Annotated in this window: 20 protein-coding genes; 5 read left to right on the top strand and 15 right to left on the bottom strand. The window is 69.2% G+C overall.

Features of this window, described 5'->3' with window-relative positions; genetic code table 11:
• Nucleotides 1–6 precede the first annotated feature (6 nt).
• The 6 genes from BJ986_RS06370 to BJ986_RS06395 form a co-directional block, all read right to left on the bottom strand.
• A complete protein-coding gene (locus BJ986_RS06370; RefSeq protein WP_179421221.1) occupies nucleotides 7–1,029 on the bottom strand; it encodes an ABC transporter substrate-binding protein in 1,023 nt (340 codons plus the stop codon).
• Nucleotides 1,030–1,085: 56 nt separating this feature from the next.
• Complete coding sequence (locus BJ986_RS06375; protein WP_179421222.1) at nucleotides 1,086–2,213, bottom strand: ABC transporter permease; 1,128 nt, start codon at nucleotides 2,211–2,213, stop codon at nucleotides 1,086–1,088.
• Nucleotides 2,210–2,971 (bottom strand): ATP-binding cassette domain-containing protein, encoded by a 762-nt coding sequence (locus BJ986_RS06380; RefSeq protein ID WP_179421223.1) that lies wholly within the window; start codon nucleotides 2,969–2,971, stop codon nucleotides 2,210–2,212. Before BJ986_RS06380 ends, BJ986_RS06375 begins: the two co-directional genes overlap by 4 nt.
• Nucleotides 2,972–3,310: 339 nt before the next feature.
• On the bottom strand, nucleotides 3,311–5,209 hold the full coding sequence (locus BJ986_RS06385) for a KUP/HAK/KT family potassium transporter (RefSeq protein WP_179421224.1): 1,899 nt from the start codon (nucleotides 5,207–5,209) through the stop codon (nucleotides 3,311–3,313).
• 45 nt (nucleotides 5,210–5,254) lie between these two features.
• Complete coding sequence (locus BJ986_RS06390) at nucleotides 5,255–5,719, bottom strand: phage tail protein (RefSeq protein WP_179421225.1); 465 nt, start codon at nucleotides 5,717–5,719, stop codon at nucleotides 5,255–5,257.
• A 77-nt stretch (nucleotides 5,720–5,796) separates the two neighbouring features.
• Nucleotides 5,797–8,028 carry an MMPL family transporter gene (locus BJ986_RS06395; protein ID WP_179421226.1) on the bottom strand — a complete coding sequence of 744 codons (2,232 nt, stop codon included), beginning with the start codon at nucleotides 8,026–8,028 and terminating at the stop codon, nucleotides 5,797–5,799.
• 164 nt (nucleotides 8,029–8,192) lie between these two features.
• On the opposite strand from BJ986_RS06395, the gene BJ986_RS06400 reads away from it, so the two are divergent.
• Nucleotides 8,193–9,560 (top strand): NAD(P)-binding protein, encoded by a 1,368-nt coding sequence (locus tag BJ986_RS06400; protein ID WP_179421227.1) that lies wholly within the window; start codon nucleotides 8,193–8,195, stop codon nucleotides 9,558–9,560.
• A gap of 62 nt (nucleotides 9,561–9,622) precedes the next feature.
• On the opposite strand, the gene BJ986_RS06405 is transcribed toward BJ986_RS06400, so the two are convergent.
• Together BJ986_RS06405 and BJ986_RS06410 are read right to left on the bottom strand one after the other, a co-directional pair.
• Entirely contained in the window at nucleotides 9,623–11,626 is a 2,004-nt protein-coding gene (locus BJ986_RS06405; RefSeq protein ID WP_179421228.1) for a hypothetical protein, read from the bottom strand.
• Nucleotides 11,627–11,971: 345 nt separating this feature from the next.
• Nucleotides 11,972–12,493, bottom strand: a complete 522-nt coding sequence (locus BJ986_RS06410; RefSeq protein WP_179421229.1) for a DUF6584 family protein — start codon at nucleotides 12,491–12,493, stop codon at nucleotides 11,972–11,974.
• A gap of 223 nt (nucleotides 12,494–12,716) precedes the next feature.
• Here BJ986_RS06410 and BJ986_RS06415 point away from each other — a divergent pair, with 223 nt between their 5' ends.
• Nucleotides 12,717–14,594 carry an acyl-CoA dehydrogenase gene (locus BJ986_RS06415; protein ID WP_179421230.1) on the top strand — a complete coding sequence of 626 codons (1,878 nt, stop codon included), beginning with the start codon at nucleotides 12,717–12,719 and terminating at the stop codon, nucleotides 14,592–14,594.
• Nucleotides 14,595–14,677: 83 nt separating this feature from the next.
• On the opposite strand, the gene BJ986_RS06420 is transcribed toward BJ986_RS06415, so the two are convergent.
• From BJ986_RS06420 to BJ986_RS06435, 4 genes are all read right to left on the bottom strand, one after another.
• A complete protein-coding gene (locus tag BJ986_RS06420; RefSeq protein ID WP_179421231.1) occupies nucleotides 14,678–14,932 on the bottom strand; it encodes a DUF6458 family protein in 255 nt (84 codons plus the stop codon).
• Between the two features lie 98 nt (nucleotides 14,933–15,030).
• Nucleotides 15,031–16,887, bottom strand: a complete 1,857-nt coding sequence (locus BJ986_RS06425; RefSeq protein WP_179421232.1) for a thioredoxin-like domain-containing protein — start codon at nucleotides 16,885–16,887, stop codon at nucleotides 15,031–15,033.
• On the bottom strand, nucleotides 16,884–17,684 hold the full coding sequence (locus BJ986_RS06430) for a carbon-nitrogen family hydrolase (RefSeq protein WP_179421233.1): 801 nt from the start codon (nucleotides 17,682–17,684) through the stop codon (nucleotides 16,884–16,886). Before BJ986_RS06430 ends, BJ986_RS06425 begins: the two co-directional genes overlap by 4 nt.
• Before the next feature lie 3 nt (nucleotides 17,685–17,687).
• Nucleotides 17,688–19,697, bottom strand: a complete 2,010-nt coding sequence (locus BJ986_RS06435) for a bifunctional copper resistance protein CopD/cytochrome c oxidase assembly protein (RefSeq protein ID WP_179421234.1) — start codon at nucleotides 19,695–19,697, stop codon at nucleotides 17,688–17,690.
• Between the two features lie 26 nt (nucleotides 19,698–19,723).
• On the opposite strand from BJ986_RS06435, the gene BJ986_RS06440 reads away from it, so the two are divergent.
• From BJ986_RS06440 to BJ986_RS06450, 3 genes are all read left to right on the top strand, one after another.
• Nucleotides 19,724–20,581 carry a maleylpyruvate isomerase family mycothiol-dependent enzyme gene (locus BJ986_RS06440; RefSeq protein WP_179421235.1) on the top strand — a complete coding sequence of 286 codons (858 nt, stop codon included), beginning with the start codon at nucleotides 19,724–19,726 and terminating at the stop codon, nucleotides 20,579–20,581.
• Between the two features lie 170 nt (nucleotides 20,582–20,751).
• Nucleotides 20,752–21,255 (top strand): MarR family winged helix-turn-helix transcriptional regulator, encoded by a 504-nt coding sequence (locus BJ986_RS06445; protein WP_179421236.1) that lies wholly within the window; start codon nucleotides 20,752–20,754, stop codon nucleotides 21,253–21,255.
• A gap of 1 nt (nucleotide 21,256) precedes the next feature.
• Nucleotides 21,257–22,936: an MDR family MFS transporter gene (locus BJ986_RS06450; protein WP_179421237.1), complete on the top strand. Its 1,680-nt coding sequence runs from the start codon at nucleotides 21,257–21,259 to the stop codon at nucleotides 22,934–22,936.
• Between the two features lie 89 nt (nucleotides 22,937–23,025).
• On the opposite strand, the gene BJ986_RS06455 is transcribed toward BJ986_RS06450, so the two are convergent.
• The 3 genes from BJ986_RS06455 to pdhA are packed head-to-tail and all read right to left on the bottom strand — an operon-like array spanning nucleotide 23,026 to nucleotide 26,665.
• Nucleotides 23,026–24,474, bottom strand: a complete 1,449-nt coding sequence (locus tag BJ986_RS06455) for a dihydrolipoamide acetyltransferase family protein (protein ID WP_179421238.1) — start codon at nucleotides 24,472–24,474, stop codon at nucleotides 23,026–23,028.
• Between the two features lie 20 nt (nucleotides 24,475–24,494).
• The gene (locus BJ986_RS06460; protein WP_179421239.1) at nucleotides 24,495–25,466 is read right to left on the bottom strand and encodes an alpha-ketoacid dehydrogenase subunit beta; all 972 of its coding nucleotides are present in this window, start codon (nucleotides 25,464–25,466) and stop codon (nucleotides 24,495–24,497) included.
• Nucleotides 25,466–26,665: a pyruvate dehydrogenase (acetyl-transferring) E1 component subunit alpha gene (gene pdhA / locus BJ986_RS06465; protein WP_420372037.1), complete on the bottom strand. Its 1,200-nt coding sequence runs from the start codon at nucleotides 26,663–26,665 to the stop codon at nucleotides 25,466–25,468. The genes BJ986_RS06460 and pdhA overlap by 1 nt, the downstream gene beginning before the upstream one ends.
• Between the last annotated feature and the right edge of the window lie 134 nt (nucleotides 26,666–26,799).

The following is a 26,799-nucleotide window of genomic DNA, read 5'->3' on the forward strand; positions in this document are numbered from 1 at the left end:
ACTCCATCAGCCCGAGCAGTTGACGTCGTAAATGTACTGCTTCGCCTTGTCGGAGTTCACCGTTTCGGGCGTGACGAAGATGGCGTCAGCGGCCTGGTTGCGCGGGACCGACTTGCCCTGCATAGCGGCCACGGCGGAGTCGACACCCGTGGCACCTTCACCGCGCGGGAACTGCACCACCGTTCCCGTCAGCGAGCCGTCCTTCAGGGCGGCGACGATCGGCTCGGAGGTGTCGTAGCCGACCACCTTGACCTTGCCGGACTTCCCCGCCTCGCGTACGCCTGTCAGGGCACCCGTGGTGTTGTTGGTCTCCGCCCCGAACACCCCGACGAGGTCGGCGTTGGTCGCGGCAGTGGTGGAGACGATCGAGGCCGCCTTGCTGACGTCGTTGGCGCTGAACTGGATCGGGAGGACCTTCATGTTCGGGTACTTGGCGATCGCCTTCTGGAAGCCGTCGGTGCGCGCCTTGGAGACGACCGAGCCGGTCGCGTTGTCGATGATGAGGACCGTGCCCTTCTCACCCACCGCCTTGGCGAGCGCGTCCCCGGCGAGGCCGCCCCCCTGCACCCCGTCCGACTGGATGTTGGTGGTCATGATGCTGGTGTCCGAGAGGTCGCCGTCGATGCCGATGATCTTCACGCCGGCCTGCTTGGCGGCGGTCAGGGGGCCGATCATCGCCGTCGGGTCAGTGATCGAGATCATGATCGCGCCGGGCTTGGTCGCGACGACCGCATTGAGGATCTTCGTCTGCTCCGGGACACCGAAGGTTGGCGCACCCTGGTAGGAGAAGTCGACGCCGAGCTTGCTCGCCTCGGTCTTCGCACCGCAGGAGACGGTGTTGTAGAACGGGTTTCCCGTCAAGCCGGGGATGTAGACGATCTTGCCCATGGCGGCGGACGAGCTGCTGCTGGATGCCCCACCGCTCGATGTCGACGTCGATGTCGATGCGCCCGGTCCCGCGCAGCCTGTCGCCAGGGCGACGGAGGCGACGCCGACGGTTGCCGCGGCCCACTTGCTGATGCCTGTCATGGTGATCCTTTGCTGGGGTGAGATGGGTTCCTGCGTTGCTGGGTAAAGGTTTCCGGTCAACCCTTGTCGCGGGCGCGACGCTTGAGCTGGTCGAGGTAGACGGCGCCGATGAGGATGAAGCCGATGGCGACGTTCTGCCAGAAGGGCTGGACGTTCTGCACGACGAGTCCGTTCTGGAGGACGGTCGGGATGAAGATGCCGATGACGGTTCCGAGCACGACGCCGTACCCGCCGTAGAGGCTGGTGCCGCCGAGGATGACGCCGGTGATGACGGTCAGGGCGTCCTGCGAGTGGCCGCCGATCGTCGTGGTCGAGAACCGGACCAGCGACATCATCCCCGCGAGCCCGGCCAGGGCGCCGCTGATCGCATACAGCTTCACCAGGTGGGCATTGACGTTGATCCCGGCGCGCCGGGCCGCCTCGTCGTTCGAGCCGATGACGTAGGTGTGCCGGCCGAAGCGGGTGTAGCGGAGCACTGCGCCCCCGATGAGGACGACGACCAGTGACAGCCAGACGATCCACGGCATGCCCAGCACGTCATCGATCTGGAGCTGGATCATCGACTTCTGCGACACCGAGATGTCGTTGCCGTTCGTCATCAGGTTCGCGATACCCAGGGCCGCGCCCAAGGTACCGAGGGTGGTGATCAACGCAGGCACGCGCAGGCGCGTCACGCAGAACCCGTTGAACAGGCCCCAGGCGACGCCACCGAGCAGGGCCGCGACCAGCCCCGCCAGAGCCGTCCCATAACCCTGACCGCCGACCCAGGTCATCGTCTTGACCGCGCAGATGCCGGCGAACACCAGCACCGACCCGATCGAGAGGTCGAAGCCGGCGGCGACCATGACATAGGTCATCCCGACCGACATGACCAGGACGATCGAGGTGTCCACGACCAGGTTCTTGACGTTCGCCTGCGTGGGGAAGGTGGTCGGGGAGAGGGCGCTGAATATCACGAACATCACCACCAGCACCGCGAACATGTAGGCGGGCGAGGAGCTGAACCCACGGCGGATGAGCCGGCTGCGTGCCGAGACCCCGCTGGCCGCCACCGCGTCGACGGCGTCGCCCGCAGGGCCACCGGCGGGCTCGGTGGGAGTGGTGATGGCGAGCTCCGAGGGTGCGGACGAGGCGGCATACCCCTTCTCCGTGCCCAGCTCGGGGTCGCGCTCGATCCGGCTCATGACGCCACGTCCAGGGAGCCGGTCATCGCACCCACGAGATCGTCGACAGTCGCGCTGTTCGTGAACTCGGCAACCCGGCGACCCAGCCGAAGCACCTGGATCGAGTCCGAGACCTCGAGCACCTCAGGCATGTTGTGGCTGATCAGCACGACCGCGACCCCCTCGTCGGCGACGCGGCGGATCAGGTCGAGCACCCGCCGGGTCTGCCGAACGCCGAGTGCCGCGGTCGGTTCGTCCATGAAGACCAGGCCTTTGGCCCACATCACCGAGCGGCAGATGGCGACGCTCTGTCGTTGTCCACCGGACAGGGCCGCGACGGATGCGTCCATGTCCTTGACGTCGGTGCCGAGCGAGGTGAAGGTCTTGAACGCCTCGCGGCGCATCCGCTTCTTGTCGAGCACGCCCAGCTTGCCGAGCAGACCTGGCATCAGGAGCTCACGGCCGATGTAGGCGTTCTCGGCCGGCCCGAGGTCGGGCGCCAGCGCCAGATCCTGGTACACCGTCTCGATGCCGCAGTCCCTCGCGTGAGTCGGGGACTGGAACTCGACCTCCTTCCCGTTCATCAGGATCGTCCCGCCCTGCGGGGGCATCACTCCGGAGAGGATCTTGACGAGAGTGCTCTTGCCGGCTCCGTTGTCGCCGATGAGGGCGGTGACCCGGCCGGGCGCGGCATGAAAGTCGGTCTCCCTGAGCACCTGCACGTGCCCGTAGCTCTTCACGATGCCTCGGGCTTCGAGGAGGTAGGACGTTTCTGCCATCTCCGAACCTTTCTCAGTGGATCGCGGATGCTGGCGCGGGGAGCCCGGACTCGGCCATCGCCTCAGCGACCTCGGTCATGCGCAGCAACTTCACGACCGCGAGGCTGCCTCCTACGGCTCGAGGAACCGATGGCATTGACTGCATGTCGGCGACAGTAACGAACTCGAAGCCGAATTGGAATACGTATGTACAAAATTGTTATCGGCCCCCGCGCAGGCCAGAACCCAGTCGCCGCAGGCGCGCCGGATCATCGAGGCCCGCGGTGCTCTGGTGGTCGGCCCGCTGCTACGGCGGGTGGACAGGCACCTGCCCTGACTCGCAGCAGGCGCGCCCCAGCGCTACAGGACGACGGCCGCGCCCATAGCGACGGTCCGGTCCTCGGGCAGCCGGAAGTACTCGATCGGTGACGCGGCGTTGTGCGCCAGCCCCAGGAACACCCGCTTGCGCCACGGACTCATCTCGCGGCCTGACCCCCGTTGGAGGCTGATCCGCGACAGGAAGTAGTAGGCCGTGTCCGGGTCCACGTCGAGGATCCCCAGGTCCCGGGCGAGGGCGAGCGCCGCCGGGATGTCCTGGTCCTCCTGGAACCCGAACCGCAGGGTCAGGTGGGTGATCGCGTCATACGGATCGCCCAGGTGGTCCAGCTCGATGCGCTGCTCGTCGGGCACGTGCGGTGTGTTCTCCGACGTGGTGCTGACGATGAGGACGGTCTCGTGGATGACGTGGTTGAACAGCGCGTTCTCCCGCAGCGCCAGCGGCGTGGAGTCCTTGTTGGGGTGAAGGAAGACGGCGGTGCCGGCCACCTTGCCGACCGGGTCCCCGTGCAGCCACTCGATGAACGGTTCCAGCGGCCCTTCCATCTCCGTACGACGCGCGGTCACCAGGGTGCGCCCGCGCTGCCAGGTGAGCATCACCGTGGCGACGACGAGCGCGATCAGCAGCGGCAACCACCCACCATGGGCGACCTTCGTCAGGTTGGCGCCGAAGTAGGTCAGCTCCAGCACTGCCAGCGGCACTCCGATCATCGCCAGCCGACCACGGCTCCATCCCCACGCCGACTCGGCGAAGATGAGGAAGAGGGTCGTGGTGATCAGGAACGTGCCCGTCACCGCTAGTCCGTATGCCGTGGCGAGGCGCTCGGAGGAGCGGAAGAGCACGAGGAGCAGGATCACCCCCACGAACAGTGACCAGTTGACCGCCGCGATGTAGATCTGGCCACGCTCGTGCTTGGACGTGTGGCGCACGGTCAGCCGGGGCAGGAAGCCCAGCCGCTCGGCCTGGCGGGACACCGAGTAGGCCCCCGAGATGACCGCTTGCGAGGCGATGACGGTGGCAAGCGTCGCCAGGATCACCAGGGGGACGACGAGCGCATGGGGGACCATCCGGAAGAAGGGGTTCGCCGACGTGGTCGGGTCCTTCAGGATGAGGGCCCCCTGACCGAGGTAGTTGAGGGTGAGGGCGGGAAACACCACGAGGAACCACGCACGCCGGATGGGCCCCGATCCGAAGTGCCCCATGTCGGCATACAAGGCCTCGGCGCCCGTGATGGCCAGGACGACGGCACCCATGGCGACGAACGCGATGGTCGGGTGCTCGACCACGAACAGCACCGCGTAGTGGGGCGACAGGCCGCGCAGGATGGCGGGGTCACGCATGACCTGTGCGCCACCGAGAGCGGCGAGCACGGCAAACCACAGCACCATGACGGGGCCGAAGAACCGGCCCACCAGGTGGGTCCCGAAACGCTGGACGCCGAACAGGACGGCGATGATGGCCGCCCCGATGGGGACGACGAGCTTGTCGAGCTCGGGAGCCGTGACCGAGAGGCCCTCGATCGCCGACATCACCGAGATCGCCGGGGTGATGACGCTGTCGCCGTAGAACAGCGACGCCCCGAGCACGCCGAGGAGCATGACCAGCCCGAACCGCTTGCCGCCGGGCCGCACTGCACTGCGCGCCAGGGCCGCCAACGCCATGACGCCTCCCTCGCCGTCGTTGTCGGCGCGCAGGATGAAGACCACGTACTTCACCGAGACCACGAGGGTGATCGACCAGAAGACCAGCGAGATCACGCCGTACACGTCACCCGGAGTGGGCCTGACCATGTTGTGGTCGATGGAGAAGACGGTCTGGATCGCGTAGAGGGGGCTGGTGCCGATGTCGCCGAAGACAACGCCCAGCGCCCCCAACGCCAGAGGGACCCACCCGGCGGTGGACTGGTCGACATTCTTGGTCACAAGTCGAGGATCCTCCCACGACTTCCCAAGGCGACGGACGGGCGGTCAGTACTCGCCCTTGATGACGAAGTAGGAGCCACGGATCGTCCCTGCCAGCTTCGACTTCTGACGCGCGAACTTGAAACGGTCGGCGAGCTCAGCGGGCACCTCCATCCCGTCCGAGAGCTTGAACCCGACGGCGCGCTTTCCCCCGTCCGCGATGGTGTAGAGCACGTTGACCGACAACCCGGACTCGTAGAAGACATACGTCCACCGGATGCCGTCGACCTCGAAAGCCGTCGCCTCCAGGGGTCGAGAGGCGATGACGAGGTCGCGCTCATCCTTGAGGATGTGGTGCACCGAGTCGACCAGGGCCTTCGCCTCGTCGGCGGGCTCGACCGTGAAGTCGTGGGAGTACTTGTTCTTGAAGTACCGCGCCTCGTTGGCCCTCAGCCCGGCGAGCGCCTCAGTGACGGGTGACGACTCGAGGCCGACCGTGGACACCTTCTCGAAATCGACGACGTAGGCCATGGCCACCTCTGCTCGTGGGTTCTGTTCGTGGGGGTTGTGTTCGTGGGGGTTCTGTTTCGTGGGTTCTGTTCGCCACGCTAGCTGCTCGGCTGGTCGGCTCGCTCGTCCTGCTCGGCGGCTTCCGCGACGGCCGCACCCTTGAGCTTGCGCGGCCAGGCACTGAAGTCGCCCAGGAGCGTGAGCAGCGCCGGCACCAGGATGCTCCGCACCACCAGCGCGTCGATGAGTACGCCCAGCCCCATGACGAACGCCAGCTCACGGAACTGCCGCAAGGGGATCAGCGCCAGCATCCCGAAGCTCGCCGCCAGCGTGACGCCGGCTGCGGTGATGGCGCCGGAGGTCTCCGGGATGCGCTCCGCGATCGCCTTGCGCAACGTCGTGTGGTTGGCCCGGGTCCAGACATGGCCGACCCCGTAGATGTTGTAGTCGGATCCCAGCGACAGGAGCAGCACCGAGGCCGCGAAGGGAACGTAGAACGCAACCCCCTCGTGGCCGAGCCGGTCCTGGAAGACCAGGGTCAGACAACCCAGCGACGCGGCCAGGGCGAGCACGCTGCAGCCGAGAAGCAACACCGGCGCGACGACAGCCCGCAGGAACACCATCAGCAGGACCAGGTTCACCAGCAGCACCGCGATGGCGATCCGACGCAGGTCGGCGTTGGTCGCGGCCACGAGCTCGCTCGCGATGGCGGTGTCACCGGCCACGCCGTAGCGCGCGCCCGTCAGCCCGGCCTGCTGCAGCAGGGCCGGCATCCGGTGCGACAGCCTGTCCAGGTCCCCGATGGCGGTGGGTCCGAGGGGGTCGTGGTCGAGGACGACGAGGAAGCGAGCGGCGTCGCCACTCTTGGTGACCAGGGCCCCGCTCACCACCTCCGGAGGCAACGCGGCGGGGCTGAGGACCCCCGCGACTCCCGGCTGGTGCTGGAGCTCGCTGGCGAGGCGGGTGAGCTTCTGCTGGTCACTGCCGACCCCGTTGCCCTGCAGCAGCACCTCGGTCGGCGCGACGATCCCCGGGGCGAACCCCGAGGTCGCCGCCTGCGCGGCCGCGTGCGGGGCGCTGTCGGCAGGCAGCGACGCGACGAAGGACACCCCGAGCTTGAGACGATCGGCATCGATGGCGAGGGTGGCGAGGCCGACGACACACGCCCCGCCCAGGACGAGCGCCACCACCCTGACGGTGAGCACCCGGGCGGCGGCGCGCGCCAAGGGCAGCGACCAGGGGCGCCGGGGTCGCGACGGCCAGAACAGCATGCGACCGAAGATCGCCATCAGCGCCGGCAACAGCGTCAGGGACACGACCACCGCGCACAGCACCGACAGCGAGAGCACGGGCCCGAAGGCGCGGAAGAAACCTGACCTCGCGACGAGCATCGCTGCGCTGCCTGCGGCCACCGCGATCCCGGCGACCAGCACGATCCTGCCGGTGTGCGCCGCCGAGGCCTTGGCCGCCGTCAGCCGGTCCATGCCCTCCTGCAGACCGGTGCGCATGCTGGAGAGATAGAAGATGGCGTAGTCGGTCACGATGCCCAGCACCAGCGCCAGCACCAGCGGTTTGAGCTCCTCCGGGGCGCCCCCCTGGACGAAGCGTCCGGCATAGTTGGTGACCCGCACGGCCAGGAAGTAGGACGCCGCGGCGGTCACCAGCGCCACCAGCGGTGCGACGAACGAACGGAACTTGAGGGCCACGATCCCGATGACCACCACCAAGGTCGCGCCCTCCAGCAGCAACAGGTGGCCGTAGAGGATCGAGGACTGCGCCAGCTGTGCGGGGACTGTCCCGGTCACGCCGACCAGGTGGTCATCCGCCTGGTTCATCTGCCGTCGACCGAACCCCTTCGCAGCCTCGACCTCGGCGCCGAAGGTGGTGCCCGGCTTGGTGAAGATGTAGGTCAGGGCGGTGGTGCCCTGCTCGGACGACGACGGGAAGACCCGCTGGGTGTTGATGATGGGCACCGCCGCCACCATGGGTCCGACGTCACCGGCCTGGTGCTTGGCCACCGCCACGGCACGATCCAGCACCCGCTGCTGCGCTGCCTGCGACAGACCGTGTTCGTCGTGCTGGACGAGCATGGTGCGTGAGAGGACCGGGAACCCGAAGGCCTTGGCGGACGCAGTCTCGGTCGCGATGGCCCGGCTGTTCGGCGGCGCGAAACCACCCAGGTCAGCGTTCGGGACGCTCGCGGGGAGCCAGACGGCGGCCGCGATCCCGCCCGCCACCCATCCCAGGACGACGAACCACCGGAGCCTGACCACGAGCCAGGCGTACATCCTGGCGAGCGAGCCGACCTCAGACTTGCGCCACGACCTCATCGTCCAGCCTTCCCTGTATCGAGCCGGGACCATCCCACCTCGGGCAGGCCCACACCCGCGACCACACGACGCACAGGGTATGCCGCGTTGCCACCAGCAGGGGCCCCACGGCATACCCGGCGGGATCCGTAGACGCGCCGCGGCCGGCGTGACAGCGTGGCTCCATGAGGCGCACCATCGAGGCCGACTACCTGGTGGTGGGGGCCGGGGCCATGGGGATGGCCTTCACCGACGCGCTCACCGACCATGCGGATGTCCGCGTGGCCCTCGTCGACCGGCGTCACGGGGTCAGCGGACACTGGCTCGAGGCATACCCGTTCGTGCGGCTGCACCAGGCCTCGGTGTTCTACGGCGTCCCGTCGACCAGGCTCGGCACCGGCCAGCTCCAGCAGCACGGCCCCGAGAAGGGCCTGCAGGAACGCGCCTCGCAGTCGGAGATCTGCGCCTACTACGCGCGGATGCTGGATCGGATGGTGCAGTCGGGCAAGGTCGAGTTCTTCCCCAACAGCGACTACGTCGGCGAGCGCACGGTCGTCTCGCGGATCTCGGGTGAACGGCTCGAGGTGTCGCAGGGATGCCGAGTCGTCAACGCCCACTACCTGGCGCCCAGCATCCCTGCGGAGAAGCCGCCGCCGTTCGGGGTCGCCGACGACGCCCGGGTGGTGCCCGTCAATGCGCTAGCACGGCTGGAGGAGGCCCCCAGCCAGTACGTCGTCGTGGGCTCGGGCAAGACCGCGACCGACGCCTGCATCTGGCTGCTCTCGCGGGGTGTCGACCCCGACGCGATCTGCTGGGTGCGGGCCCGTGACCCGTGGATGATGAACCGGGCCGTCGTCCAGCCCGACCCCGCGGTCTTCCTCGGCATGGCCGCCGACATCTGGCAGGCGGGTGCCAGCGCGAGCTCGCTGGAGGACCTGTTCCTGCGACTCGAAGCCGCCGGGGTCATGCTGCGCATCGACCGCACGGTCGTTCCCACCATGGCCAAGGCGCCGACGCTCGCCACCTGGGAGCTCGAGCAGCTGCGCACCCTGGAGAACGTCGTTCGCCGCGGACACCTCGAGTCCGTCGACCGGGGCAAGCTCACCTTCGCCGACGGCTCGGTCGCCGTCGCGGACGACGCCCTCGTCGTGCACTGTGCCGCCGACGGGCTGAAGTACCCCCCGCTCGTCCCCCTCTGGCAGCGCGAGGAGATCACCCTGCAGGCGATCAGGGCCGGCTTCCCGTGCTTCGGTGCCGCGCTGGCGGGCTACGTCGAGGCGACTCGCGACGACGACGACGAGAAGAACCGGCTGTGCCCGCCGACGCCGTACGGCAACTCGATGGCGCAGTGGGTGAGGATGAACGTCCTGGGCACGCGGGCCACGATGGCGTTCTCGGCCGAGCCCGACATCAAGGAGTGGTCCAACCAGGTGCCGCTCAACCCGGCGCGCATCCCACCCGGGTATCCCGGATCGGCAGGACTGGACGAGGCCCGCGAACGCCTGGCCACACATACCGGTCCCGGGCTGGCCCGGCTCGCCGAGCTGATGTGAGCTCAGGGACGCAGGGAGGGGGCGGACCGATCACGGTCCGCCCCCTCGCTCAGCTGCTCAGGTCAGGATGACTTGATCGTCTGGACCGCGGAGTAGTTGCCGAGCACCGTCGGGGTGGACGACACGTAGGCGCGCACCAGGTAGGTCCGGCCCTTGGCGGTGTCCCACGAGAGGGCGGCGACGCCGTTCTTGGAGACGGTCCGCGCGAAGGAGACCCACTTGTGGTTGACGTACGTCTCGTAACGCACCGGGACGTTGCTCGCGCTCGGGTTGAGCAGGAGCTTGCCGTAGGTGAAGCCCTTGGCCGTCGACAGGGTCAGCGTGGGCAGGAACCGGACCGAGGCGGTCGCGGTCGCCGAGGCGATGTCGGTCGTGCCATAGGTGTCGGCCAGGTAGGCCCGGTAGCTCGTGATCTGGCTGACCGGCAGGGTGTAGGACCACTTGCCGTAGCTGTCGGTCGTGGCGGTGCCGGCCAGGGTGGCGAAGGTGCCGTTCTTGAGCAGCCGGATCTCCACCGAGTTGCCGGGTGCGGCAGTCCCAGTGAGCAGGACGTTGCCCGCACCGACCCGGGTCAGGCTGTTGGCCGTGGGGACGGTGTAGGTCGGCTCGAAGTCGTACGTCGTGGTGCTGACGGACGGCTTGCCCGCGTTGACCGTGGACAGCCCGACGTTCACCTTGTCGACGGCGAAGGTGCCGTTGCGCTGGTTGTCGCCGCCCGACCCGACCACGAGGGACAGGGCACCGGAGCCGCCGAAGTCCTTCGCGTTCGTGGCGAACACGGCGTCGGGGTGGTGGGCCATGAACGAGGCGAGCGTGACCAGCTGGCCAGCGTTGTCGTCCGGACCCTCGACCACGCGGAAGAGGCCGTTGTAGGCGTCCCAGCTCTGCCAGGTGCCGTTCTGGACCGCGCCCTGGTCGCTGTTGTTCGCGGGCTCGAAGTTGAGCGTCGTGTCCTTGACGATGTCGCCGGTGGTGGCGTCGGGGCCGTCGGAGTCGATCGACAGACGCAGGTATGCCGGCTGCTGGAGTGCCGAGCCGGCCTTGCCTGCCATGTGCTCCTCGAAGGTGGAGTAGCCCAGCCCGCGGATGGTGTCGACCTTCTTGCCGTCCACAGCGGTGGTGCGCCAGAACTGCGTGGCGTCGGAGTTGTCCCAGACCGTCATCTGACGGCTGCCCTTGCCCAGGACCGGAGTCTTCGGCCCGAGGACGAACTTCTGCGCGATGTACGTGGCCGAGCCAGCGCCGCTGTTGCCGCCGTAGTTGTAGGCCGAGGCGTTCCAGCTGCCGTTGGCGTCCTTGACGACGACGGAGCTGTTCGTCGGGGAGCCGGCCTCAGGCTCGAAGTCCCACAGGGACGTCTGCCCTGCGGACGTGGCGACCACGCGGTCGATGCCCAGCTTGGCGTTGGTCTGCGTGTCGCCGCCGCAACCGGCGATGAGGGACAGACCGCCGCCGTAGCCGTTGTTGTAGATCTTGGCGTCGGGGTTCGCGGTGATGTAGTCGGCCAGGGCCGTCACGCCGCTGGGGCCACCGTCGGTGGTCCAGTTGGAGCCCGGCCCGGCGCTCCAGGTCTGCCACTCGCCGGCGACGACCGCGCCCTGCGTGGGGTTCAGTGCCGGCTCGAAGTAGAGGCTGTCGATGTTGGCCTGGGTGCCATCCCGGTCGACGGTGAGCCGCAGGTACGCCGGCTGCTTGCCGGCAGGCGTCATCGTGGAGTACTTGAGGGCGCTCAGAGCCGAGAGGTTCGTCCCGTCCAGGGAGGTGTTGCGGTAGAGCTCAGTCTGGTTGATGGAGGCGCCGATGTTGAAGAAGAGGGCACCCTGGCCGAGCGGGGCCTTCGGCGTCAGCTCGAACGACTGAAAGGGAGTGAGGTCTGCGCCGTTGTCGCAGTTGTAGGCCATCGGGGCCCAGTTCTGCGCCGAAGCGTTGGACGGCGAGACGACGCTCAGCGTGGTGCTGTCAGGGCCAGAAGTGGCGCTGGCGGGGGACGCCAGGGCGACTGCCAGTGGCGCGCACACTGCGGCGCCAGCGGCAAGGACCGAGACGGCTTTGGACGGGAATCTCATACGGAGAGTGCTCCTAGGTTCAAAAGAGTGACAAAGGGGGGTAGGCGTGGCGGACTCCTTGGACACGTCCAGGTGGTTCCCCCTCGCCAGGGGCCGACACGTCGTGCGGCCCGGCAACCCAGGTGAAACTAGGACGCTTGGGTACTCCCTGTCCCGGGAATGGAAATATCCGACATGTCCCGACCGAAAGGACGATCAACGGCGGCCTCCGGGAGCGTGTCGCCCGGCTCCCGCGCGCCTCGCGGACCTGACTGCGCACAGGTTTGGGCGACCTCACCGAGACCTCGTCGATGGGCAGTGGGCCCCGGGTCTGTGCACAGACGTCCGGGCACCTCGCCGATGCGTTCAGCCGGGGGTGATCCAGGCCAGCAGGGTGACGAAGCCGATGACGGCACACACCACGAACAGGACCGCCAGGGCGATCGCGATGATCGTGGCCGCGTCCGGGCCTCCCTCTCCGGACGGGGTGGCTGCCGGGGGCGTCGTCGGTGCCTGCGTCTGCTCGGCCCGTCGTCGCAGGGCGTCGACCCGCTTGTTGCCCTCCCGCTCACGCACCGACCGCGGCAGGCTGCTCCACATCTGGCCGAAGTGGTCACCGTGCCGCTCACGCCAGGCCTCGACCGCCTCGTCGACGTCGTGGCCGCGTCGGGCCGTGCCGAACCAGGCCGCCCCTGCCGCCGGCAGATCCCGCATCGCGTAGTTGACCTCGCCGAGCAGCTCCAGGGCCTCGGCGTCGAACTCGCCGGCCAGGTGACCGACCAGGCGCTCGCGGGCCTTCCACTCCCGCCCGGCTTCGAGGTCCGCCCGGGCGCGGAGCACGGCGTTGCTCGTCCGGCTCGAAGGCTGGGTGCTCGCTTCCTCGGTCACACCACGTGAGTATGCCGTGCCCTCCGTCGCGCGCCCACCGGGCACGCGCGGGGCAGGCGCCGGGGCAGGGGCCACGCAGGCGCGCCGCACGGATCGTCCGTTTGGTGGTGAATCCCACAGAGGGGTTGCAATTGTTACCAGCCGGTAGCAACATGGATGTTACCGATCGGTAATGGTCGGCCGAGCCCGAGTCACACCGAGTCACACCGGAGGATTCCCCGCCATGGGTCACTACAAGAGCAACCTGCGCGACCTGGAGTTCAACCTTTTCGAGGTCTTCGGGCGCGGCGACGTGCTGGGCACCGGCCCCTACGCCGACGTCGATGCGGACACGGCCAAGGAGATGCTGAAGGAGGTCTCGCGGCTGGCCGAGAACGAGCTGGCCGAGTCCTTCGCGGACGCCGATCGCAACCCCCCGGTCTACGACCCCAAGACCTACTCGGTGACGATGCCCGAGTCGTTCAAGAAGAGCTACAAGGCGTACGTCGACTCCGGCTTCTGGGGTGTGGACGTACCCGGCGAGCTCGACGGCACCGTGGTCCCTCCCAGCCTCAAGTGGGCCATGAACGAGATGGTGCTGGGCGCCAACCCGGCCGTCGCGATGTTCGCCGCCGGGTACTCCTTCGGCAAGCTCCTCTACATCCTCGGCAACGACGAGCAGAAGAAGCTCGCCCGCTGGATCATCGAGAAGGGCTGGCACTGCACGATGGTGCTGACCGAGCCCGACGCCGGCTCCGACGTGGGCGCCGGCCGCACCAAGGCCACCGAGAACGCCGACGGCACCTGGAACATCACCGGCGTCAAGCGGTTCATCACCTCCGGCGAGTCCGACATGGTCGACAACGTCGTGCACTTCGTCCTGGCACGCCCCGAGGGGGCCGGGGCCGGCACCAAGGGCCTGTCGCTGTTCATCGTCCCCAAGTTCCACGTCGACCTCGAGACGGGCGAGCTGGGCGAGCGCAACGGCGCCTACGTCACCAACCTCGAGCACAAGATGGGCCTCAAGGTCTCCACCACCTGCGAGATCACGTTCGGCGACAAGGAGCCGGCCACCGGCACCCTGCTCGGCGACACCCACGACGGCATCGCCCAGATGTTCCGGGTCATCGAGCACGCCCGGATGCTGGTCGGCACCAAGGCGATCTCGACGCTGTCGACGGCATACCTGAACGCTCGCGACTATGCCAAGGAGCGCGTCCAGGGCGCCGACCTGACGCAGCAGACCGACAAGGCGGCCCCGCGCGTCACCATCACCCACCACCCGGACGTGCGGCGTTCGCTGATGACCCAGAAGGCGTATGCCGAGGGGCTGCGCGCGCTGGTCATCTACACCGCGACGCAGCAGGACGTCGTCGACCAGGCGTTCATCGAGAGCGGCAGCGAGGAGCTGGTCAAGGACAGCCCCGCCGAGATGGCCAACCGGGTCAACGACCTGCTGCTGCCCATCGTCAAGGGCGTCGGGTCCGAGCGCGCCTGGGTGCTGCTCGGCACCGAGTCGCTCCAGACGCTCGGAGGGTCCGGCTTCCTGCAGGACTACCCCATCGAGCAGTACATCCGTGACGCCAAGATCGACACGCTCTACGAGGGCACCACGGCGATCCAGGGCCTCGACTTCTTCTTCCGCAAGATCATCAAGGACAAGGCCCAGGCACTCTCGCACGTCGCGATGCAGATCCAGGAGTTCGCCAAGGACCTCGGCGCCAGCGGTGGCCGGCTGGACAGGGAGCGCGAGCTGCTCGGCGCCGGTCTCGAGGATGTCCAGGGCATCCTCGGCTACATGGTCGGCGAGCTGATGAAGTCCGACCCGCGCCAGGAGGGTGGCGACCTGACGAACCTGTACAAGGTCGGCCAGAACACCTCACGGCTGTTGCTGTCCGCCGGCGACCTCATCATCGGCTGGCTGCTGCTGCGCCAGGCGGCCGTGGCGGCTAAGGCCCTTGAGGGAGAAGGACTCTCGGCCAAGGACCGCGACTTCTACGAGGGCAAGATCGCTGCCGCGTCCTTCTTCGCGCGCAACGTGCTGCCCAAGATCGCGGCCGAGCGCCAGATCGCTGAGGCGACCGACAACGCCCTGATGGACATCCCCGAGTCTGCGTTCTGACCCGATCCCCCACCGGGGGACGACGAAGGGGCGGTACCGGATCACTCCGGTCCCGCCCCTTCGTCGTGCGCTCGCGGCGAGGGTCAGGCGTGCGGGTCGACGTCGACCTCGTCGACCCGGGTGCCGGTGGCGGGGTCGGTGTGGCTCACCCGACGCGAGGAGTAGCCGGCGCCGGTGGCCCTGCGGGTCACGATGAGGGAAAGGACGATGGCCAGCACGCCCGCGGCCATGCAGATCCAGCCGATGGCGTTGAGGTCGACTGCACCGACAGACGCATGGAGGGCGAAGGTCAGGATCGCCCCTACCACGATGAGGAAGATGCCCAGTCCGATGTACATTCTCGCTCCTGTGTGTCGCGGGTTCGGGGAATGACCCGATATGTCGACTGTAGCCCGTGATGACCCTGACCTGCGCGAATGCAACGCCGCGTCGCAGGTCAGACGCCGCGCAGGTCCAGGGTCAGCTCGGTGGTGGCGCCGTCGACGAGGACCACGGGGATGCCCCAGTCCTGCTGGTAGAGGTGGCACGCCGCGTGCTCGGGCACCTCGCCGGTCTCGGGGTCGCCGTCGCACGAGGCCGCCTGGACCGAGATGTGGAGCACCCCGTCGCCGGCCGCGGGGTCGAGGGTGAGGGTGCGCGTCAGGCCTTCGGCGCTGCCGCCGCCCCCGCGCAGCAGGCCCTCAGGGGTCGAGGACACCATCAGCCGGGTCGGGTCACCCCAGCGGAAGTCGAGCTTCTGCCCGGTCGGTGGCGTGAAGTTCACCCGCAGGCTCAGGGGACCCGGCGCGACCTCGGTGCGGGGCCGCTGGGTCCGCCGGGCCAGGCCATCCACCCGTTGAGCCTTGTCGGGCAACGCGACGCGCACCAGCTGGTGGGCCGCCGACTCGACGACGACCAGACGGGCGCGGCCCTGGTCGTCGAGCTCGACGACGGCGTCGGACGGCTCGCGCAGTCCGGTCGCGAGCGTGCTGACTTCCGTGGTGGCCGGGTCGAACCGGCGGATCGCACCGTTGTAGGTGTCACTGATGGCCACGGAACCGTCCGGCAGGGTGGTCACGCCCAAGGGGTGCTGCAGCAGGGCCTCGGCGGCCGGGCCGTCCCGGTGCCCGAAGTCGAACAGGCCCTGACCCACGTGGGTGGTGACCACGAAGCCTTCGTCCGTGACGTCGAGGGACCGCAGCGCGGAGGTCTCGGAGTCCGCGACCCAGAGTCGTGAGCCGTCCTCGGACACCGCAAGACCCGACGGCTGCGCGAACCACGCCTCGTCCGCGGCGCCGTCCCGAATGCCCTCAGCAGACGTGCCCCCGAGCACGGCGACGGTGTTGTCCGCCGGATCCGTGGCGAGGTGGAGGGCCCAGAGCTGATGGGTACCGGCCATGGCGACCACAACCCTGTCGATGAACCAGGCCAGGTCCCACGGTGTCGAGAGATCCTGGGTCAGGGCCCGACCGCTGCCGGACCGTTCGCGCAGCTGCCTGCCGGACCCGGCCAGGACGGTCCAGGCGCCGTCGGCCAGGCGCAGCCCCATGACGCGGTGGTTGACCGAGTCGGCGACCACCACGTCGTAGCCGACCCGCTCGGCCGTGTCTGCCGGAAGCACCAGGACCCCCTGGGGCTCGTTCAGCCCGTCGCCTGTCGGCCCGGCGAACCGGCGCCGCTCGGTCTCGAGGTCCGGCTCGAGCCACACGAGCTGGTGGTGCGCCGTGTCGGACACGAGGAACGAGCCGTCTGCCAACCCGGCCGCCTTGCCCGGGAACCGCAGCGCGGTCTGGGCAGGTGCAGGCGGGGCGTACGGGGAGTTGCCTTGGCGCAGTGTGCCTTTCGCGCTGTGCTCCGCGATCAGCTCCTCGACGAGGACGGACAGCCCGTGGCCGTGCCCCTCGCCGGAGAGGGAGGCGACGATGTAGCCCTCGGGGTCGATGACGACCAGGGTGGGCCACGCGCGGGCGGTGTAGGCCTGCCAGGTCACCAGCTCGGGGTCGTCGAGGACGGGATGGTGGACGGCATACCGCTCGACCGCGGCGGCGAGCGCGTCCGGGTCGGCTTCGTGCTCGAACTTCGGGGAGTGAACCCCGATCAGGACGAGGGAGTCCGCGTACTTCTCCTCCAGCGGGCGAAGCTCGTCGAGGACGTGCAGGCAGTTGACGCAGCAGAAGGTCCAGAAGTCGAGCACCACGATCCGGCCGCGAAGGTCAGCCAGGGTCACCGGCTCACCACCGGTGTTGAGCCACCCCCGTCCGGCCAGCTCGGGCGCGCGCAGCCGCGCCACCCTCCTGTCAGTCGCCTGCTTCACAGCCGCCGGTCCTGCAGGACGGGGAACTCTTCGCGCCAGGTGCCCACGGCCGCCAGGTCGACGTCGACGCTGAGCACCTCCTCGCCGGATCCCGCCATGGCCAAGGCCTCGCCGGTCGCCGAGATCACCTGGGAGTGCCCGCCCATCGTGGTGCCCGCGTGGGTGCCGGCCGTGTTGCACGCGATGACGACGCACTGGTTCTCGATCGCGCGCGCATGCGACAGCAGGGTCCAGTGCCGCACTCGCGCCGCCGGCCACGCAGCCGGGACGATGAAGGCCATGGCACCCGCGTCGAGCTGTCGGCGGTAGAGCTCGGGGAACCTCAGGTCGTAACAGGTCGAGAGCCCTGCCCGCCCCGCGCCACCGGGCAGGTCGACGAGGACGATGTCCTCGCCGGCGTCCATCAGGGCGGGCTCGCCCGACCCGAACCCGAACCGGTGGATCTTGCGGTAGGTCGCGACGAGACTCCCGTCCGCGGCGTAGACGAGCGAGGTGTTCCAGAGCCCCCGCCCGTCGGAGCCGACCTCGCCGGACGTGGGACGTTCGACGATCGACCCGGCGTGGAGCATGACCTGGGCATCGCGCGCCGCCGCCGACATGGCGGCCCCGATCGGACCGTCGACCGGCTGGGCGCGGTCGGCCCACTCGCGGTACGAGAACCCGCCGGGCGCCCAGAGCTCGGGCAGCACCACCAGGTCGTGGCCCGCCTGCGCCCGGACGAGGTCCGCGACGCGCGGGATGCGCTCGGACATCGGCTCGTCATCGCCGTAGGCGACCTGGACGACTGCAATGCGCATGGCTCAGCCCTTCCGCTCGGAGCGCTTCTTCAGCTGCGCCAAGTGTGCGTTGTATGCGAGGAGCTCGGCATCCCCGTCCCGGTCGGCCTGGCGGTCCTTGCGCTTGGTCTCGGCCCGGTCCGCGCGGACCCAGGCCACCGCGACCAGGAGCGTGAGGATCACGGTCGGAGCCTCGCCGATGCCCCACGCGATGGCGCCGGCCTCCCGCTGGTTGCCCAGCACGCTGGTCATCCACGGCAGCTTCAGCGCCTCGAAGAAGTCGGGGGCCAGCACCGTCGTGCTGCCGGTCATGACCACACCGAAGAACGCGTGGAACGACATGGTCGCGAACAGCACGACGAGCAGCATGATCGGCGGCCACCTCTTGGGGCCGGGGTCGATCCCGATGAGCACCCAGGTGAACAGGTAACCGGTCAGCAGGAAGTGCACGATCATCAGGACGTGGCCGGTGTGGGTGCGCAGGGCCAGCTCGAACAGCGGCGAGTAGTAGAAGATCGCGAGGCTGAAGAAGAACAGTGCGGCCGCCACGACGGGGTTGGCAGCCACCTTGAGCAGTCGCGAGTGCACCACCTGGAGGAGGACCTCGCGCGGCCCCCAGGTCTTGTCGGTGCGTGCGGGCAGCGCACGCAGGGCGAGCAGGATCGGCGCCGCGGGCACGAGCAGCAACGGCACGAGCATCGCGATGACCATGTGCATGACCATGTGCATGGAGAAGAGCACCCTGCCGTACACGCCCGGGGCCCCCGACGTGGCATAGGCGAAGACGGCCCAGCCCAGGACCCAGACGACCGTCCGGTGCACCGGCCACGCGTCACCCCGAAGTCGCAGTCGCCGCACCCCGGCCAGGTAGGTGCCCACGGCCAGGACCGCGACGCTCAGCCACAGCCAGTCGGTCACCCACGCCGTCAGCCACGAAGCCCCCGACAGCGGTCCGGGGTCCGGGTACCCGGTCAGGGCGAAGGTGCGCGACGCGTCCGCCACCGGCGCGTCCGGCACCGGCGGCGCACTGCGTGCCAGGGCGACCGCCGTCCCGATGGCGATCCCCATGACGACGAGCTCGGTGCCCACCAGCCGCACGAAGACTGCGGTCCTGCCGTGTGCGAGCCCCGGCAGCAGCGAGCGGCGCTGCCGCCAGCCGGCATACCCGAGCAGGACAAGGGCCACGGTCTTGACGAAGATCAGGACGCCGTAGCGGGTGCCGAGGCCGCTCAACGAACCGAGCCGGATCCACGCACTCTGCAGCCCCGACAGCGCCACCGCCGCGTAGCACCAGCCGGCCAGCACCGAGAAGCGCGCGGCCGTGGGGGCGAGGTCGCGCCCCAGGATCGGCCTCAGCACCGCGAGCGCGAGCAGCCCGCCCACCCAGACCGTGACGGCGACGAGGTGGACGGCCAGCGCGTTGACGGCGGTGCCGTGGTCGGTCGCACCGGCCGCGTGCCCTGCCAGCGCGAGCGGCAGCACGCCGAGCACTGAGGCCACCGAGAGCCACGCCATCGCCGCGCGGCTCGTGACCAGGAGCGCCGCGACGGAGATGAGGGCCGCGACGCCCGCCGTGATGAGCGCGACCCTCGTCGGCTCGATCTGCCACGCGAACGTCGTGAACTGCTGCCCGAACGTCGGGTCGGACAGCGGGATCCCGATCAGGTCGGCCATCGCGAGCACGGCACCGACAGCCCCGGAGAGCGCCCACAGCCCTGCCGCGATCCCGGCGAGCCTGGTGGCGGTCACCCTGCGGTTGGTGCGCGTGGTCTCCGGCACGAGGTATGCCGCGTGGAGGAGCAGCCCGACCGTCACCGCGGCAGCGAGGTCGTGCACGACGCGCGCGTAGAGCACGCCCCAGCGGACGACGACCCCCGGGTCGCCGACGACCGGTGCCGCGGCGGCCTCGCCCACCAGGGCCGCCAGCGGCAGCGCCAGCAGGGCCGCGAGCGCCAGGCCCAGGAGCGGCAGCCGCCGCAACGGCGCCGCGGGCGCTGGTGGAGCGCCCACGGTCCGGGCGGCGGGGGAGGTCATGACGACAGCCTAAGTATGGTGGAGGCATGTCCCTGCACCCGGCAGCCCCTGAAGACCTGGCCGGACTCGTCGCGGCCTACCAGCAGACGACGCAAGCCATCATCGACCTGGGCCGTTCGTGCTCGGATGCCGACTTCGACCTGCCCACGGCCTGTCCCGGCTGGACCGTCAAGGACCAGATCTCGCACGTCGTCGGTCTCGAGTCGTGGCTGCACACCGGTGAGGTGCCGCGGGTCGACCTGCCCGACTACGACCACGTCCGCCACGAGGCCGGCAAGTTCATCGAGCGGTCCGTGGAGCTCCGGCGGGGGATGCTGGGGGCCAAGGTCGTCAACGAGCTGGAGACCATCGTGGCGCACCGGGTGGAGCAGTTCAGCGCCCCCGGGATGACCCTCGAGTCCGTGGTGCGGGGAGCCTGGGGGCCGGCGCCCGCCGGCGAGAACCTGCGCACCCGGGTCCTCGACATCTGGACCCACGAGCAGGACATCCGCCAGGCCTTGCGGCGACCGGGGAACCTCGACTCGGGCGGCGCCGCGGTGTTCATGGACATGTTGTTCTCCCAGCTCCCCAAGCTCGTCGCCCGCAACGCCGGGATCGAGCCCGGCAACGTCGTCATCTTCGACGTGACCGGCCCGGTGCTGGGTCGCGCGGGGGTCTGGGTCGAGGAGGGCGAGGACGGCGGCAAGCCACGCGGCATACCCCTGTTCTCCGGCGTGGCCCACGACGGGGACCCGCGCGACGTGTTCACCACCATCACGCTCTCCACCGACGCGCTGACCCGGCGCGCGGCCGGGCGTGGGTCCGTCGACGACATCCACTTCACGGTGCACGGCGACGAGTCCGTCGCGCGCCGCGTGCTGGAGAACGTCGTCCTCGTTCCCTGAGTGGTCGGCTGAGTGGTCGGCCGACTTGGTCGGCTGGGGTTGGTCGGCTGGGCTCGGTCGGCTGAGGGGTCGGTCCTTGCCTGCCCACTCTTTGCTTGCATCACACAACCATGTCGTGATATTTGTATGCGGCAAGCAATCTTCTGTTCGCTCCCACTCCTAGGCTCACCATGTCCCCGCACCACCTCGACCGGCAGACCGCTGAGCGCGTCAGCGTCGGCCTCATCCGGTTGATGAAGCTCCTGCAGGCCATGCGGCAACACGCGCCGCGCATCCACCCGGCCGTGGACGCCAGCGCCTACCCGATCCTGTTCAACCTCGCCGCAGAGCCGCGGCGCGTCTCGGTGCTCGCCGAGTGCGTCCACTCGGACGTCTCGACGGTGAGCCGGCAGGTGAGCACCCTCGAGGCCCACGGGCTGGTCGACAAGGTCAGCGACCCGGACGACGGCCGCGTCCAGGTCGTCCGGCTCAGCGACGAGGGGCAGGCCCTGGTCGCCGACATCCAGCAGCAGCGGACCGAGTGGTTCCGTGAGCTGATGGCCGACTGGACGCCTGAGGAGGCCAGCGACTTCGCGGGTCACCTGGAGCGGTTCGGCGCAGACCTCGAACGACAGCGCACCAAGACAACTCTTCCCACTCGCTCGATACTTTCTACTCGCTCAACGGAGAACTGACATGGCAGCCGCCGCCCCCGCCCGTCCCGACGGACCCCTCACCCACCGGCAGATCGTCACGATCCTGGTCGGCCTGATGATGGGGATGTTCCTCGCCGCTCTCGACCAGACCATCGTGGCCACGTCCATCCGCACGATCGCCGACGACCTCAAGGGACTCGACCAGCAGGCCTGGGCCACCACGGCCTACCTGATCACCTCGACCATCGTGACCCCGCTCTACGGCAAGCTGAGCGACATCTACGGCCGCAAGAAGTTCTTCTCGGCCGCGATCACGATCTTCGTGGTCGGCTCGGTGCTGTGCACCCTCTCCCAGTCGATGCTCCAGCTGGCGTTCTACCGCGCCGTCCAGGGGCTCGGCGCCGGTGGCCTGTTCTCCCTGGCCCTGGCCATCATCGGAGACATCGTGCCGCCTCGGGAGCGCGCCAAGTACCAGGGCTACTTCCTCGCCGTGTTCGGCACCTCGAGCGTCCTCGGCCCGGTCATCGGCGGGTTCCTGGCCGGCCAGTCGAGCATCCTGGGCGTCACCGGCTGGCGTTGGGTGTTCCTCGTGAACGTGCCGATCGGCATCGCCGCGCTGCTCGTCGTGTCGCGCACCCTGCACCTGCAGCACACCCGCCTCGACCACCGGATCGACTGGTGGGGCGCGGCCATGCTGACCCTCGGGCTCGTCCCGCTGCTGCTGGTCGCCGAGCAGGGCCGTGACTGGGGCTGGGGTTCCGGCCGCTCGATCGCCTGCTACGCCGTCGGGATCATCGGCGTCATCGCGTTCCTGCTCGTCGAGCGTGCCATGAAGGACGAGGCACTCCTGCCGCTCACGCTCTTCCAGGAGCGGACGGTCGCCGTGGCGTCCGGCGCCTCGGTGCTCATCGGCATGGCCATGTTCGGTGGCCTTGCCTCCCTGCCGCTCTACCTGCAGATCGTCAAGGGCGCGTCGCCGACCAAGGCAGGCCTGCTGCTGCTTCCCCTGACGCTGGGCATCATGGCCGGATCGATCGTCTCGGGCCAGATCATCAGCCGGACCGGCCGCTACCGGCGGTTCCCCATCATCGGCTCGGCACTGCTGGCGCTCTCGCTGTACGTCTTCCACTTCATCAAGGCGGACACCCCGCTGTGGGAGACCAGCATCGTGATGGTCGCCTTCGGACTCGGGCTCGGCTTCAACTTCCAGCCGCTCACCCTCGCCGTGCAGAACGCCGTGTCGCCGCGGCTGATCGGCGTCGCGACCTCGTCGGCGACGTTCACGCGACAGATCGGCGGCACCCTGGGGACCGCGGTGTTCCTGTCGATCCTGTTCTCCACGGTGCCGGACAAGATCAAGGCAGCCCTCACCACGGCGTCCGGGACCAAGGAGTTCCGGTCCGCGCTGGCCGATCCGGCCAACGCCCAGTTCGCCAAGGGCATGGCTTCGGCGGCGGCTCAGGGCGGCGGGACGTCCGGGAGCGTGCTCAAGGACAGCTCGTTCCTCAACCACCTCGACCCGAGGCTGGCCAAGCCGTTCCTCCAGGGCTTCTCCGACTCGATGGACCTGGTGTTCCTCGTGGGCGCCGGGGTGATGGTGCTGGGCTTCCTCGTGATGCTGCTGCTCCCGCACGTCGAACTGCGTGGCGGGTCTGCCTACTCCGAGCGCGGGGCGGCCGACAAGGCCGACGCGGACGCGGCGGTCGCGCCCCAGGTCTGACGCAGGAATCGTCTGACGCAGAAAGCCGACAACGCGCCGGGAAGTCCCGGCGCGTTGTCGGCTTTGCGCGTTCCGTCGAGGGTTTGGGCTCAGCCCCAGACCAGGCCGCGCGCCGGGTCGGCGAGGATGGCGCCGACGTCGGCGATGAACTTGCTGCCGAGCTCGCCATCCACGAGGCGGTGGTCGAAGGACAGCGCCAGCTGGGTGACCCAGCGCGGCTCGATCGTCTCGGTGCCGTCCGCCGCGGTGACCACCCAGGGCTGACGACGGATCGCACCGAAGGCCAGGATCGCCGACTCACCCGGGTTGATGATCGGCGTGCCCGTGTCGACGCCGAAGACACCCACGTTGGTGATCGTGATGGTGCCGCCGGACATCTCGGCCGGCTGCGTACGACCCTCGCGGGCCGTCGCAGTCAGCGCGCCGATGCACTCGGCCAGCTCGCGCATCGAGAGCTGGTCGGCGTCCTTGATGTTGGGGACTATCAGACCCCGCGGGGTGGCCGCGGCGATGCCGAGGTTGACGTAGTGCTTGACCACGATCTCCTGGGCAGCCTCGTCCCACGTGGCGTTGATCTCCGGGTGACGTCGGATCGCGAGCGTCATCGCCTTGGCCAGCACCAGCAGCGGGGTGACCTTGACGTCCTTGAACTCGCGGTCCTTCTTGAGCCGCTCGACCAGCTCCATGGTGGCCGTCGCGTCGACCGTGACCCACTCCGTGACGTGGGGGGCGGTGAATGCCGACCCGACCATCGCCTGAGCCGTCATCTTGCGGACACCCTTGATCGGGATCCGCGTCTCACGCTCGCCGGCGCGCTGGATGACAGGAGCCTGGTATGCCGGCTGGCCACCGTCCGCGGGCGCACCGCCCGTGGTGCCCGCGGCGTGGGCCTCGATGTCGGCGCGGGTGATGATGCCGCCCTCGCCGGAGCCGGTGATAGCGGCGAGGTCGATGCCCAGGTCCTTGGCGTACTTGCGGACCGGCGGCTTGGCCAGCGCGCGAGCGCCACCCTCCCGGACGACCGGAGACGGCTGTGCCACCGGAGCAGGCTGCGCTGACGGCGCCTCCGCAATGGCTGTCTTGCGCGGACGGCGCTTGGCCTCGGTCTGCTTGACGCCGTAACCGACGAGGACGGCGGTGCGACCGGTCGACGTGGTGCCGCCGATCTTGCCCTCCTCGATCTCCTCCTCGGCATCGGCGGCCGCGGCTGCGGCCGCCATCTTCGGGGCGGGCGATCCCTCGATGCCGGGCTCGACGGCCCCGGCGGCGGGGGCGTCCTGCACGGGGGCGGGGCCGCCCGCGGTGTCGACGGAGATGATCGGCGTGCCGACCTCGACCGTGTCGCCCTCGGAGACGTGCAGCGCCGTCACGGTGCCGGCGAACGGCACCGGCAGCTCGACGAGCGACTTCGCGGTCTCGATCTCGACGATGATGTCGTTGACCTTCACCGTGTCGCCGACCGTGACGTTCCAGGTGACGATCTCGGCCTCGGTCAGGCCCTCACCGGGGTCGGGGAGCTTGAACTCTTTGACTGACATGGGTTCTCGCTTTCCCTGGCTCAGAAGGCCAGTGAGCGGTCGACGGCGTCGAGCACCCGGTCGAGGTCGGGGAGGAACTCCTCCTCGAGCTTGCTCGGCGGGTACGGCAGGTTGTACCCGCCGACCCGGAGCACGGGCGCCTCGAGGTGGTAGAAGCAGCGCTGCTGGAGCGCCGCGGCGATCTCGGCGCCCATGCCCAGGAACGTCGACGCCTCGTGGACGACGACGGCCCGGCCGGTCTTCTCGACGGACGCCGCGACGGTGTCGAGGTCCAGCGGGCTCAGCGTGCGCAGGTCGATGACCTCGAGGTTCTTGCCCTCGGCGGCGGCCGCCTCGGCCGCCTGGAGGCAGGTCTTGACCATCGGGCCGTAGGCGATGAGCGTCGCGTCGGTGCCCTCGCGGACGACGTTCGCCTCGAGCAGCCCGCGCTGGGCGACGTCGGCGACCTCGCCCTTGTCCCAGTAGCGGCGCTTCGGTTCGTAGAAGAGCACCGGGTCGTCGGACTCGATGGCCTGCTGGATCATCCAGTAGGCGTCCTCGGCGTTGGAGCAGCAGACGACCTTGAGGCCCGCGGTGTGCGCGAAGTAGGCCTCGTTGGACTCGGAGTGGTGCTCGACCGCGCCGATGCCACCGCCGACAGGGATCCGGATGACCATCGGCAGCGTGATCTTGCCGAGGGACCGGGCCCGCATCTTGGCGACCTGGCTGACGATGTGGTCGAACGCCGGGTAGATGAACCCGTCGAACTGGATCTCCACGACGGGGCGGTAACCACGCAGCGCCATACCGATCGCGGTGCCGACGATGCCGGCCTCCGCGAGCGGGGTGTCGATGACCCGGTCCTCGCCGAAGTCCTTCTGGAGGCCGTCCGTGACGCGGAAGACGCCACCGAGCTTGCCGATGTCCTCACCCATGAGGACGACCTTGGGGTCGCGCTCCATGGCAGCGCGCAGGCCGTTGTTGATGCCCTTGGCGATCGTCATGCTGGCCATCAGTGACCACCCTCCTGCGTGAAGCCGGCGTGGTAGGCCGCGAACTCCTTGCGCTCGGCCTCCACGACCGGGTGCTCCTCGACGTAGATGTGGTCGAACATCGACTCGGGCGTCGGGTCGGGCATGGACAGGCAGCCCTCGCGGACCGCGACCGCCAGCTCGTCGCCCTCCACCTCGACGGCGTCGAAGAACGCCTGGTCGGCCTTCTGGGTGTGCACGAGGTAGGACTTCAGGCGCTCGATCGGGTCGCGGTGCTTCCAGACCTCGACCTCGGCGGAGACGCGGTACTTCGTCGGGTCGTCCGAGGTGGTGTGCGCACCCATCCGGTAGGTGTAGGCCTCGACGAAGGTGGGGCCGTTGCCCGAACGGGCCGCGTTGAGCGCCTGCTGGGTCACGGCATACACCGCGAGCACGTCGTTGCCGTCCACGCGGACGCCGGGGAAGCCGAAGCCGCGGGCACGCTGGTAGAGCGGGATCCGCGTCTGGCGCTCGTTCGGCTCGGAGATGGCCCACTGGTTGTTCTGGCAGAAGAAGACGACCGGGGCGTTGTTGACCGCGGCGTAGACGAAGGACTCGTTGACGTCACCCTGGGCGGTCGCGCCGTCGCCGAAGTAGGCGATCACCGCGGCGTCGCGCTCGGGGTCGCCGGTGCCGACGTCGCCGTCGCGCTGGATGCCCATGGCATAGCCGGTCGCGTGCAGCGTCTGGGCGCCGATGACGATCGTGTAGAGGTGGAAGTTCTTCTCGTTCGGGTCCCAGCCGCCGTGGTTGACGCCACGGAAGAGCCCGAGCAGGTTGAGCGGGTTGACCCCGCGGCACCAGGCGACGCCGTGCTCGCGGTAGGTCGGGAAGGCGTAGTCCTGCGGGCGCATCGCGCGACCGGAACCGACCTGCGCCGCCTCCTGGCCGAGCAGGCTGGCCCAGATGCCCAGCTCGCCCTGGCGCTGCAGGGCGGTGGCCTCGGCGTCGACCCGGCGGATCAGCACGAGGTCGCGGTAGAAGCCGCGCAGGTCCTCGTCGGAGAGGTCCTTGACGTACTCGTCGTACTCGGTGTTCTCGACGCGCTGGCCCTCGGGAGTCAGCAGCTGGACCATCTCGGGTCCGCCGTCACCGACCTCGGGCACCGGGGCGGTCAGCTCGGCCAGCACCTCGTCCTCATGCTCGACGCTCGTGGCGCCGGCGACTGCGTTGTCGCTCACTGGAACTCCTTCTTCACCCGGGCGGGGTCTCCGCCGTCGTGGGGCGGCTGGTGTGGGGCGCGCTTGTGGCGGCGCTCACAGGGGGGCCTTACCCGGCCAAGATATCGGGACGGCGGAAAATCTCAGAATCCGGA

This window comes from Pedococcus badiiscoriae, from assembly GCF_013408925.1.
GTDB lineage: Bacteria > Actinomycetota > Actinomycetes > Actinomycetales > Dermatophilaceae > Pedococcus > Pedococcus badiiscoriae.